Genomic DNA, 10,801 nt, shown 5'->3' with positions numbered 1-10,801 from the left:
CGGCGGCGCGGGCCGTCCGCCTCCTGCCGTCCGTGTGGTTGAAGCGCGCCCCGAGCTACCCCTATCCTGACTTTGTGCCGCTACTAAACAAAGTGCGGACGGCCGTTCCGGGGGGCCATGGCTCACACACCGCCACACCCACCCTGTTCCGCCTCCGCTCCGCCCTGACCGTGTTCTTCGCCCTCGACGGCTTCCTGTTCGCCGGCTGGGTGGTCCGTATCCCCGCGATCAAGCAGCAGACCGGCGCCTCCGCGGGCGAGCTCGGGCTCGCCCTGCTCGGGGTCTCGGCCGGTGCCGTGGTGACGATGGTGCTCACCGGCCGCCTCTGCCGCCGCTTCGGCAGCCATCGGGTGACCGTGGCGTGCGGCGGCCTCATGGCCCTGGCCATCGCGCTCCCTCCGCAGACCCACTCCGCCCTGGCGCTCGGCCTGGTCCTGCTGCTGTTCGGTGCCGCCTATGGCGGCGTCAACGTGGCGATGAACAGCGCGGCCGTCGACCTGGTCGCGGCGCTGCGCCGCCCGGTGATGCCGAGTTTCCACGCGGCGTTCAGCCTCGGCGGCATGGTCGGCGCGGGGGTCGGCGCGCTCGTCGCCGGAAACCTCTCCGCCACCTCGCACCTGATGGCCCTGACGGGGTTCGGTCTCCTGGTGACCGCGCTGGCGGGGCGGGTGCTGCTGCGGCATCCGGCTCCGGTACACCCGAGCACCCCGCACGCACGGGGCCGGCGCCTCGACGGACGCTCCCGTCGGCTGGTGCTGCTCTTCGGCGCGATCGCGCTCTGCACGGCGTACGGCGAGGGAGCGATGGCCGACTGGGGCGCCCTCCACCTGGAGCAGGACCTGGCGGCGGCGCCCGGCATCGCGGCCGTCGGCTACTCGCTGTTCGCCCTCGCCATGACGGCCGGCCGTCTCTCCGGCACCGTCCTCCTGGAGCGGCTGGGCCAGACCCGCACCCTGGTGGTGGGCGGGCTCACGGCCTGCGCCGGGATGCTGCTCGGAGCGCTCGCACCACAGATCTGGCTCGCCCTGGCCGGCTTCGCCGTGATGGGGCTCGGGCTCGCCAACATCTTCCCCGTCGCCGTCGCACGGGCGGGCGCCCTCGCCGGCCCCGGCGGTGTCGCGGCGGCGTCCACGCTCGGCTACGGCGGCATGCTTCTCGGCCCGCCCGCGATCGGGCTGCTCGCCGAATGGGCCTCCCTGCCGGTCGCCCTGACCACGGTCGCCGCGCTGGCGGCGGGCGCCTCGCTGATCGCCTGCACCGCCCGCCACGCGACGGCCTAGGAGGCTGGGGGCTGGGGGCTGGAGGGACAAGGGATGCGAGGATGCGACCGCCGCCAGCGGGGCTCGCACCGCGCGGGCGACCCCGCGGTTACGCCACTGGTCAGGCCTCGGGCCGGGCCGTCAGCATCCTGGCGAGCACCGCGCGCTGCAACGGCAGCACCTCGGTGTGGCGGGAACGGCCGGCCTCGGTGATCGACACGCTCACGCCGCGCCTGTCCTCGCGGCACATCCTCCGGACGACCAGGCCGTCCTTCTCCAGCCGGCCGATCAGCCGGGACAGCGCGCTCTGGCTGAGATGGATCCGCGAGGCCAGCTCCTGCACGCGGAGCCCGCAGGCCGACTCGTCCTCGCGCAATTCGGCCAGCATGTCGAGGACCTCGAAATCGCTCGCGCAGAGCCCGTACGCGTGCAGCTCCCGATCGAGTTCGCAGGTCGTACGCGCGTGGGTCGCGAGGATGTCCCGCCATTCCTCCACGAGCAGGCGCTCGGGCTTCTCAGCTGCCATGGCCGCACCGTAGCAGAGGTGGCCGGTTTTCATGCGCTCGCATTTAATGCGGGCGCATTCAATGCGGGGGCATGTGGTGCGGGGGCATGTGGTGCGGGGGCATGTGGTCCGTGTGCCGACCGTACGAGGGTGGGTGACACGTGGGCTCGGGACATGTGGGCGTGGGGCATGGAGGCGTGGGGCATGGAGGCGTGGCGCACGTGTGCGTCCGGCACATGGGCAGACGGCACGTGTGCGTCCGGCACATGGGCGGGTGACCCGGGGCCACGGGCTCGTGCGGAGTGACGGGTGGGACGTGGCCTGTGCGGGGCGGCGGGCACGGTGCGGCGCGTGCGGTCTGCCACAGGGGACATGACCTGTGCACGGGGGCGGGCACGGTGCACGGTGCACGGTGGGCGGCGTACCACTCCAGGACGTGAGCCGCGCGGTGGGGCGAGTGAGCATGCGGCCGGGTCGTCCTCGGCCAATTCCGCGGGCGCGGCCGACGGGCGGCGGTTGCTCCCCGGGCGTCCCTGCTGTGAGACTTCGCGCATGGGGACACGGAGTCGGGCCGAGCGGGACGCCATCACCATCGAGATCGCATACGCGCTGGCCAGCGCCCTCTTCGCAGCCGCAGTGGTGTTCGGCGCGATCGCCGGTTCCGGCTACGCGCTCGAACTCCCCTACCCGCTGCGGCGGGTGCTGCTCCTGCTCGGTGGCGGCTGCGCCCTCATCGTCTTCGTCTGGCGGACCGTGCACGTCCTGTGGCGCTTTCCCCACGGCTCGGGCCGCGGGCCGCGTCAGCCGAGCCAGCCGGGGCGTACGAGCCCCGACTCGTAGGCCAGTACGACCAGTTGGGCCCGATCCCGGGCGCCGAGCTTCACCATCGCGCGGCTGACATGGGTCTTCGCGGTCAGCGGGCTGACGACGAGGCGACGGGCGATCTCCTCGTTGGACAGCCCGAGGCCCACCAGCGCCATCACCTCCCGTTCCCGGTCGGTGAGTCCGGCCAGGGCGTCGGCGGCCGTCGGCTCCTTCGAGCGCGCGGCGAACTCGGCGATCAGGCGCCGGGTCACCCCGGGCGAGAGCAGAGCGTCGCCGTCGACCACCGCACGGACCGCGCGCAGCAGTTCCTGCGGCTCGGTGTCCTTCACCAGGAAGCCCGAGGCGCCGGAGCGGATCGCCTCGAAGACGTACTCGTCGAGCTCGAAGGTGGTGAGCATGACCACCTTGACGCCGCCGAGTTCCGGGTCGGAGGTGATGCGCCGGGTCGCGGCGAGGCCGTCGAGTCGCGGCATCCGGATGTCCATCAGGACCACGTCGGGCCGCGCGTCGCGCACCAGGGCGAGCGCCTGCGCGCCGTCGGCGGCCTCCCCCACCACCTCGATGTCGCCCTGCGCGTCGAGCAGCGCCCGGAACCCGGCGCGCACCAGGATCTGGTCGTCGGCGAGCAGTACGCGGATCATGGCCCCTCCTCGGGGTCGCCGGCCGATGGGGGCGGGGTGGCTGGCCGGCCGTCCGGCATCCGCAGGGTGCCGGGTCCGGTGGCGAGCGGAAGCCTGGCGGCGACGCGGTAACCGCCGCCCGTGACCGGTCCCGCGTCGATGGTGCCACCGAGCGCGGCGGCCCGCTCGCGCATGCCGATCAGGCCGCTGCCGCTGCCTCCCGCGTCACCGCCGGACGGCGGGCCGCCGTCGTCGACGCGCAGCACCAGGGCGTCCGGTTCGTAGCCGACCGTGAGGTGCGCGGAGCGTGCGGAGGAGTGGCGCACGACGTTCGTGAGGGCCTCCTGAACGATACGGAAGGCGGCCAGGTCGATGCCGGGCGGCAGCGCCCTTCGCCGTCCGCTCGTCGTGGTCGTGACGGTGAGCCCCGCGCTCGCGGCCTGCTCGACGAGTTCGGGCAGCCGGTCGAGGCCGGGAGCCGGGGAGCGCGGCGCCTCTCCGGGCGCGCGCAACGTCTCCAGGACCTGGCGCACCTCGCCGAGCGCCTCCTTGCTCGCGGACTTGATGGTGGTCAGGGCGGTGCGTGCCTGCTCCGGGTCGGAGTCGATCAGGGCGAGGCCGACGCCGGCCTGGACATTGATGACGGAGATGCTGTGGGCGAGCACGTCGTGCAGTTCGCGGGCGATCCGCAGCCGCTCCTCGTCCGCGCGCCGCTTGGCGGCGGCGAGCCGCGCGGAGCGCTCCCTGGCCCACTGCTCCCGGCGGGCGCGCAGCAGCTCGGCGACCGCGACGACGGCCACCGCCCAGGCGGCGATGCCCAGTTCCTGCCCCCACGACGCCGCGGCGTCCCCTTCGGGCGGCAGCCATCGGTAGAGCCAGTGCGCGACGAGGAGGTGTCCGAGCCAGAGCATGCCGACCGCGGCCCAGGCCTGCCGACGACAGCCGGCGACGACCGCGGCGAAACAGCCGACGGCGACGGGCACGAAGACCGGGCCGTAGGGGTAGCCCGCCCCGAGGTAGAGCAGGGCGGCCGCCGAGGTCGCGAAGACGGCGACGACGGGATGGCGCAGACGCAGCAGGAGCACCGCGCACCCGGCGACGAGCAGCACCTGCGCGAAGGCGTCGAGCGGAGTGCGGTGGGACTGGGCGTGCGCGGCGAAGTGGGTGCCGACCAGCACGAACACGGTGAGCGCCGCCGTCGACGCCCACGGCAGCCGCGACGCCTCGCCCGCCGGGTCCGCAGCGCCCTTCGCGCCCGCCGTGTCCTTCGCGCCCGCCGTGTCCTTCGCGTCCGCCGTGTCCTTGGCGTTCCACGCCCGGCGCCGCAGCGGCCACGGCGGTCCCGCGCCCTCCCGCCGCCGGGGCGGCCCGCCGCGGCGGTCGGCGCGCGGCGCCTGCTGCTCTTCCATACCGGCCACGCTAGACCGGAGCGGTGGGCCCGGTCGTCCGCCGCACGAGGTGATCGCGCGTACTACGCGGGGAGTACGAGGCCGACGGAGTGGGCGAGCTGTTGAGCGGCGTGCGTGAAGAACGCCTCCCGGTCCTCCACGACCCGGTGGAACTGGCCGAACGACTCGAAGGAGATCAGCCCGAACAGCTGCGCCCAGGCGGCGACGAGGGCGGCGGCAGCGGCGGGGGGCAGGTCGGGAGCGAGGTCCGCGGCCATCCGACCTGCCTCGGCGCGCACGGGTGCGGCGAGCGTCGGCGGCGCGATGCCCCGGCCCTCATGGGCGTCGCGGACGATGGCCAGGAGGGCGAGCCCGACGCGCGCGGCGGGGCCGATGGTGGCCTGCGGCGCGGTGTAGCCGGGAACGGGGGTGCCGTAGATGAGCGCGTACTCGTGGGGGTGCGCCAGGGCCCAGGCGCGCACCGCGCGGCAGACGGCGGTCCACCGGGCCGCGGGCGACGCGGACTTCCGCTGCTGGGCGAGGGCGTGCTCGGCGGCCTCGCCCACGGCGTCATAGGCGTCGACGATGAGGGCGGTCAAGAGGTCGTCCCTGCTGGGGAAGTAGCGGTAGAGCGCCGACGAGACCATGCCGAGTTCGCGTGCCACGGCGCGCAGCGAGAGCTTGGTCGCGCCGTCGGCCGCCAGTTGTTTTCTCGCCTCGTCCTTGATGGCCGCGGTGACTTCGATCCGTGCCCGTGCGCGGGCTCCCTGACCGGTGCTCATGGCACCAGTCTGCCAGGTGTGAGAGCACCGACCACGAACGCGACCGCCGCACACAAAACAGATCACCGCGCCTTTTCGAGAGCGCCGCTCTTGCTTGAGAGCGCCGATTCAGTGCACACTGCTCACGAACGAGAGCACCGCTCTCTCGGCCTCCAGCCTCATCGACCGCGTCAGCTTCAAGGGGAGACACCCGATGTCCTCATCCGCACACGTCCAGAAGCCCGGCTGGTTCACGGTCAACGTCCTCAACCGGGCCGTCGCCTGGGTGACCCGCCGCGGTATCAGCGTCTGGGGCTCGCGCGTCCTCGCCGTCCGCGGCCGCAAGAGCGGCGAGTGGCGTCGCACCCCGGTCAACCTGCTGACGGTCGACGGAGCGCGGTATCTGGTGGCTCCGCGCGGACACGTCCAGTGGACGCACAACATGCGGGCGGCGGGCGGCGGCGAGCTGCACCTCGGCAAGAAGACCGAGGTGTTCACCGCGGTCGAGGTCGCCGACGACGACAAGCCCGCCCTGCTGCGCGCCTACCTCAAGCGCTGGAAGGCGGAGGTGGGCGTCTTCTTCAACGGCGTGGGCCCCGACTCCAGCGACGCGGAGCTGCGCCGCATTGCCCCCGACCACCCCGTCTTCCGCGTCACCCCCACCCCGTGAGGCCGCCGGGCCGGCGGGGCCAGGGGTGTCCGGCCCCGCCGGGGCGGGTCAGCGGTCGACGGCGTTGAGGGCGCGCCGGGCCAGCGGGTGCGTGCGGACCAGGCCGGCCAGGGTGGTGGCGCCGCGGGTGATGTCCGCGAAGGCGTTCCACGCGGGCCGCAGTCCGGTGATCGCGGCGTGCAGCAGCAGCGGGCGCTTCTCGAACAGGGTCAGCATCCGCCGGCCCACCGCCATCTCGACGCCGAGCCCGGCCTTGATGGCGAAGGCGTAGTTCAGGGCCTGACGGCGCGCGTCGACGGCGTCCTGCGACTCGGCGATGCGCACCGCCCACTCGCCGGCGAGGCGACCCGAGCGCAGCGCGAAGGAGATGCCCTCCCGCGTCCACGGCTCCAGCAGGCCCGCCGCGTCGCCGCAGACCAGGACCCGGCCGCGGGAAAGCGGCGAGTCGTCGCTGCGGCAGCGCGTCAAGTGGCCCGAGGAGATGGCCGGTTCGAAGCCCGCAAGGCCGAGCCGCGCGATGAAGTCGTCCAAGTACCGCTTGGTGGCGGCACCTTCGCCGCGTGCCGAGATCACGCCGACGGTCAGGGTGTCGCCCTTGGGGAAGACCCATCCGTAACTGCCGGGCATGGGGCCCCAGTCGATGAGGACCCGCCCCGCCCAGTCCTCGGCCACGCTCGGCGGCACCGGGATCTCGGCTTCGAGACCCAGGTCGACCTGGTCGGTCTTGACTCCGACGTGTGCTCCTATGCGGCCGGCGCTGCCGTCGGCGCCCACGACGGCACGGGCCAGGACTGTCTCCCCGTCGGACAGGACGACGGCCACGGTGCGGCGGTCGGGGACGGCCGAGCCGTGCTGCTCGACCTTGGAGACGGTGACGCCGGTACGGACCACGGCCCCGGCCTTCTCGGCGAGCGCCACGAGACCCGCGTCGAACTCGGGCCGGTTGATGAGGCCGAACAGCATCTTCTTCGACCTGCGGGTACGCGCTAGCTTCCCGTTGAGGGAGAAGGTCACCGCGTGCACCCGGTCCTGGAGCGGCAGGTCGAAGCCTGCGGGCAGGGCGTCGCGCGAGGGTCCGATGATGCCGCCGCCGCAGGTCTTGTACCGCGGCAGCTCGGCCTTCTCCAGGAGCAGTACCGTGCGCCCCGCGTCCGCCGCCGCGTGAGCGGCCGAGGCGCCCGCGGGCCCGGCGCCGACCACGACGACGTCCCAGACGGGCCCCGTCGCCGACTCCGTCACCAGCCCCGGCGCCGGCTCCGTCACCGCCTCGGCGGCGGACTCGGCAGTCGGCTCGGCGCTGGGCTCGCCCTCGTGCCCGCCCAGGGGTCCGTCCGTCCCGGCGTCTGTGTTCTCGCTGCTCACGATGTGCCTGTGCTCCCCATCAGACCAGTGTCCTCTTGACGACCGCATCCTACGGTGCAGTAGCCCCGACCTGCCGTCCTGGCCCGCTGTGGGAGGATCGGCCATATCTCCGCCGTACACACATGTGCACTCACGCATGTGTACTGACAACGTCGCACCCACGAGGAGCGTGCCCATGACCGCACATCCGATCGCCGAGACCGTCGCCTCGCTGATGCCCCGCGCCAAGACGGAGCTGACGGAGCTGGTCGCTTTCCAGTCGGTGGCGGACGAGGCGGTGGCGCCGAGGAGCGAGTGCGAGGCGGCCGCCAACTGGGTGGCGGACGCCCTGCGCACCGAGGGCTTCCAGGACGTGGCGCTGCTGGACACCCCCGACGGTTCGCAGTCGGTGTACGGGCTGCTGCCCGGCCCCGAGGGCGCGCCGACGGTGCTGCTCTACGCGCACTACGACGTGCAGCCGAAGCTGGACGAGTCCGCGTGGGTGAGCCCGCCGTTCGAGCTGACCGAGCGTGAGGGCCGTTGGTACGGACGGGGCGCCGCGGACTGCAAGGGCGGGTTCATCATGCACCTGCTCGCGCTGCGCGCCCTCAAGGCCAACGGCGGTGTCCCCGTCGCGGTCAAGGTGATCGTGGAAGGCTCCGAGGAGCAGGGAACGGGCGGTCTCGAGCGGTACGCCGAGGCGCACCCGGAGCTGCTGACGGCCGACGCGATCGTGATCGGCGACACCGGCAACTTCCGGGTCGGCCTGCCCACGGTGACGTCGACCCTGCGCGGCATGACGATGATCCGCGTGCGCGTGGACACCCTTGAGGGCAACTTGCACTCGGGCCAGTTCGGCGGCGCCGCACCGGACGCGCTCGCCGCGCTCATCCGCGTCCTGGACTCGCTGCGCGACGAGCACGGGCAGACGGTCGTCGACGGCCTCGCCGCGGACTCGGAGTGGGACGGACTGCAGTATCCCGAGGGCGAGTTCCGGCACGACGCCAAGGTCCTGGACGGCGTGGAGCTGCCGGGCACCGGCACCGTCGCCGACCGCATCTGGGCCCGGCCGGCCGTCACGGTCATCGGCATCGACTGCCACCCGGTGGCCGGCGCGACGCCGTCCGTCCCGGCCAGTGCGCGCGCGCAGATCAGTCTGCGGGTGCCGCCCGGCCAGGACGCCGCGGAGGCGACGAAGCTGCTCCGCGCCCACATCGAGAAGCACGTGCCCTGGAACGCCCGGGTCTCCTTCGAGCAGGTCGGCCAGGGCCAGCCGTTCCGCGCGGACGTCAACAGCCCTGCGTACACCGCGATGGCCGAGGCGATGGCGGTGGCCTACCCGGGCGAGAAGATGCAGTCCTCGGGCATGGGCGGCTCGATCCCGCTGTGCAACACCCTGGCCACGCTCTACCCGCAGGCAGAGATCCTCCTGATCGGCCTCAGCGAGCCCGAGGCGCAGATCCACGCGGTGAACGAGAGCGTTTCGCCCGAGGAGCTGGAGCGCCTGTCGGTCGCGGAGGCCCACTTCCTGGTCAACTACGCGCATTCCAAGCGGAGCTGATCGCCCGTCAGCGAGGTTGCGCGCTCGGCGGACATCGCCGAGAGCGTAGATCCGTGCGGCGGCCGGCGTCCCGGACGTACGTTCGCCGCATGGACATGGATCTCGTAGAAGTCACTTCCCGGCTGCACATGTTCCGCTTCCCGGTCGGCCAGGCGTATCTGTGGCGCGACGAGGACGGACTGACCCTTGTCGACGCGGGTGATGTGAACGCGGCGGCGCCGATCGAGGAGGCGGTGCGCGGCCTCGGGCTCGACCCCGCCGCGATCCGCCGGATCGTGATCACGCACGGCCACCGGGACCACTACGGCGCGGCGGGTGAACTCGCCGCGCGTCACGGCGCCGAGGTGATCGCGCACCGGCTCGACGCGCCGGCGATCCGGGGCGAGGCCCCGATGGCCGAGCCGGTGCTCCTGGAGTGGGAACTCCCCTTCTACGAACGAGCGTTGACGGTGCCCGAGGCGCCGCCGACACGGGTGGACCGCGAGGTCGGCGACGGGGAGGCGCTGGGCTTCGGTGACGGCGCGGTCGCCATCCACTGTCCCGGTCACACCGGCGGTTCGATCGCGGTCCATCTGCCGCACCACGGCGTGCTGTTCACCGGTGACGGTGTGGCCGGGGTCGGCCAGGTGATGCTGGGTGTCTTCAACACCGACCGGGAGCGGGCGCTCGCGTCGTTCCGCCGTCTTGCCGCGCTCGGCGCGGACACCGTCTGCTTCGGGCACGGCGACCCGCTGACCGAGAACGCGGCGGCCGTCATGACGGCCTCAGCCGACCGGGACTCCGGCCTCCAGGTTGAGCACGGTTGACCGCTCGCGCGCCCGCAGCGCCCAGCGCAGCCGCTCGAAGCGGGCGGGCGGCAGCAGCCCCGCCGCCTCCTGCTCGCTCACGAAGCGCCAGCCGCGCAGCTCGGCGCCGGGCAGCAGCACCTGCGCGGCGGCCGCGGCATCCAGGGTGCCGCCGTCGAACAGCAGGCGCAGGCCCCCGTACCCGGGGGGCTTCGGCGGCTCCCAGTCGATGACGAGCAGCCGTGGTACGCGGTCGAGCCGGACCCCCAGCTCCTCCTCGACCTCGCGGACCCCGGCCCTCGCGGGGGCCTCCCCGCGTTCGACCACTCCGCCGGGGAACTCCCAGCCCGGCTTGTAGGTGGGGTCGACCAGGAGCACGCGGTCGTGTTCGTCGAAGAGCAGCACCCCGGCGGCGAGCGTCTCGGCGGTGGGTTCGGGGGTCTGCACGATCTCGCAGACGCGGGCCGCTCCGGAGCGGACCGCGCCGGCTATTCGTTCGGCGCTCTCGCGCGCGGTGAGCACGCTGTTGTCGACGGCGTGGGCGTCGGCGGCGATCCAGCCGAGCGCGCGCCCGAAGGGTTCGATGTGGTCGTACGCCCATTTGCGGACCCGCTGTTCATCGGCCGCGGGGTCGTCGGGGAACTCCACGCGGGCCGCGATCCGCGCACGCAGGATCGTTTCCTCTTGGGTGAGAACCACATGGCGTACGGGTATGCGGCGGGAGGCCAGCCCGCCGAAGATCTCGTCCCGGTACTCCTGTCTCAGGAGCGTCATCGGCACCACGAGTACGCCGCCGACCTCGGCGTGCAGCGCGGCGGCGCCTTCCACCACGAGGCGTCGCCAGATCGGCAGGTCCTGGTAGTCGGTCACCTGTGCAAGGAGTTTCTGCGGCAGCAGTTGCCGTAGTGCCCCGCCCATCACCTCGGGGTCGTAGAACGTGCTGTTCGGGATCAGGTCGATCAGCTCGCGCGCGGTGCTCGTCTTGCCCGCGCCGAACGCACCGTTGATCCACACAATCACGGTTCCCCCTCTTCGTAGCCCCCAGTGGACTGCCCGCAACACCCTGCCACGGAAACGCCCGGGTGG

At 73.1% G+C, this 10,801-nt stretch carries 11 protein-coding genes; 5 read left to right on the top strand and 6 right to left on the bottom strand.

All coding sequences use genetic code 11. From position 1 onward, the window contains the following. The first annotated feature begins 74 nt into the window (after positions 1 to 74). Positions 75 to 1,280, top strand: a complete 1,206-nt coding sequence (locus OG432_RS31055; RefSeq protein WP_328314271.1) for an MFS transporter — start codon at positions 75 to 77, stop codon at positions 1,278 to 1,280. 100 nt (positions 1,281 to 1,380) lie between these two features. Here OG432_RS31055 and OG432_RS31050 read toward each other — a convergent pair whose 3' ends face one another. Next, positions 1,381 to 1,785, bottom strand: coding sequence for a MarR family transcriptional regulator (locus tag OG432_RS31050; RefSeq protein ID WP_328314270.1), 405 nt, complete (start codon positions 1,783 to 1,785; stop codon positions 1,381 to 1,383). A gap of 531 nt (positions 1,786 to 2,316) precedes the next feature. On the opposite strand from OG432_RS31050, the gene OG432_RS31045 reads away from it, so the two are divergent. Then, positions 2,317 to 2,604 (top strand): DUF6332 family protein, encoded by a 288-nt coding sequence (locus OG432_RS31045; RefSeq protein WP_328314269.1) that lies wholly within the window; start codon positions 2,317 to 2,319, stop codon positions 2,602 to 2,604. Here the strand turns inward: OG432_RS31045 and OG432_RS31040 are convergent. The 3 genes from OG432_RS31040 to OG432_RS31030 all read right to left on the bottom strand — a co-directional run bounded on the left by OG432_RS31040 (position 2,565) and on the right by OG432_RS31030 (position 5,379). Next, a complete protein-coding gene (locus OG432_RS31040; protein ID WP_328314268.1) occupies positions 2,565 to 3,230 on the bottom strand; it encodes a response regulator transcription factor in 666 nt (221 codons plus the stop codon). The genes OG432_RS31045 and OG432_RS31040 overlap by 40 nt on opposite strands. Then, positions 3,227 to 4,618, bottom strand: coding sequence for a sensor histidine kinase (locus OG432_RS31035; protein WP_328314267.1), 1,392 nt, complete (start codon positions 4,616 to 4,618; stop codon positions 3,227 to 3,229). Before OG432_RS31035 ends, OG432_RS31040 begins: the two co-directional genes overlap by 4 nt. 62 nt (positions 4,619 to 4,680) lie before the next feature. After that, entirely contained in the window at positions 4,681 to 5,379 is a 699-nt protein-coding gene (locus OG432_RS31030; protein ID WP_328314266.1) for a TetR/AcrR family transcriptional regulator, read from the bottom strand. 193 nt (positions 5,380 to 5,572) lie between these two features. Here OG432_RS31030 and OG432_RS31025 point away from each other — a divergent pair, with 193 nt between their 5' ends. Continuing rightward, on the top strand, positions 5,573 to 6,028 hold the full coding sequence (locus OG432_RS31025) for a nitroreductase family deazaflavin-dependent oxidoreductase (protein ID WP_328314265.1): 456 nt from the start codon (positions 5,573 to 5,575) through the stop codon (positions 6,026 to 6,028). Positions 6,029 to 6,076: 48 nt separating this feature from the next. On the opposite strand, the gene OG432_RS31020 is transcribed toward OG432_RS31025, so the two are convergent. After that, positions 6,077 to 7,438, bottom strand: a complete 1,362-nt coding sequence (locus OG432_RS31020; protein ID WP_328314264.1) for a geranylgeranyl reductase family protein — start codon at positions 7,436 to 7,438, stop codon at positions 6,077 to 6,079. A gap of 127 nt (positions 7,439 to 7,565) precedes the next feature. Between OG432_RS31020 and OG432_RS31015 the strand changes: the two genes are divergently transcribed. Together OG432_RS31015 and OG432_RS31010 are read left to right on the top strand one after the other, a co-directional pair. Then, on the top strand, positions 7,566 to 8,930 hold the full coding sequence (locus tag OG432_RS31015; protein WP_328314263.1) for a dipeptidase: 1,365 nt from the start codon (positions 7,566 to 7,568) through the stop codon (positions 8,928 to 8,930). Positions 8,931 to 9,025: 95 nt separating this feature from the next. Further along, entirely contained in the window at positions 9,026 to 9,736 is a 711-nt protein-coding gene (locus OG432_RS31010) for an MBL fold metallo-hydrolase (protein WP_328315312.1), read from the top strand. Here OG432_RS31010 and OG432_RS31005 read toward each other — a convergent pair. Beyond that, positions 9,695 to 10,735 (bottom strand): NUDIX hydrolase, encoded by a 1,041-nt coding sequence (locus OG432_RS31005; RefSeq protein ID WP_328314262.1) that lies wholly within the window; start codon positions 10,733 to 10,735, stop codon positions 9,695 to 9,697. The two genes, OG432_RS31010 and OG432_RS31005, sit on opposite strands and share 42 nt — an antisense overlap. Positions 10,736 to 10,801 lie beyond the last annotated feature (66 nt).

The organism is Streptomyces sp. NBC_00442 (assembly GCF_036014195.1).
Lineage (GTDB): Bacteria > Actinomycetota > Actinomycetes > Streptomycetales > Streptomycetaceae > Streptomyces.
This window is presented reverse-complemented; position numbering and strand designations above follow the sequence as displayed.

What these genes read in the sequence shown, in the direction of transcription:
- OG432_RS31050 (WP_328314270.1), bottom strand. Translation starts at nt 1,785, where the DNA reads ATGGCAGCTGAGAAGCCCGAGCGCCTGCTCGTGGAGGAATGGCGGGAC.
- OG432_RS31045 (WP_328314269.1), top strand. Translation starts at nt 2,317, where the DNA reads ATGGGGACACGGAGTCGGGCCGAGCGGGACGCCATCACCATCGAGATC.
- OG432_RS31040 (WP_328314268.1), bottom strand. Translation starts at nt 3,230, where the DNA reads ATGATCCGCGTACTGCTCGCCGACGACCAGATCCTGGTGCGCGCCGGG.
- OG432_RS31035 (WP_328314267.1), bottom strand. Translation starts at nt 4,618, where the DNA reads ATGGAAGAGCAGCAGGCGCCGCGCGCCGACCGCCGCGGCGGGCCGCCC.
- OG432_RS31030 (WP_328314266.1), bottom strand. Translation starts at nt 5,379, where the DNA reads ATGAGCACCGGTCAGGGAGCCCGCGCACGGGCACGGATCGAAGTCACC.
- OG432_RS31025 (WP_328314265.1), top strand. Translation starts at nt 5,573, where the DNA reads ATGTCCTCATCCGCACACGTCCAGAAGCCCGGCTGGTTCACGGTCAAC.
- OG432_RS31020 (WP_328314264.1), bottom strand. Translation starts at nt 7,438, where the DNA reads ATGCGGTCGTCAAGAGGACACTGGTCTGATGGGGAGCACAGGCACATC.
- OG432_RS31015 (WP_328314263.1), top strand. Translation starts at nt 7,566, where the DNA reads ATGACCGCACATCCGATCGCCGAGACCGTCGCCTCGCTGATGCCCCGC.
- OG432_RS31010 (WP_328315312.1), top strand. Translation starts at nt 9,026, where the DNA reads ATGGATCTCGTAGAAGTCACTTCCCGGCTGCACATGTTCCGCTTCCCG.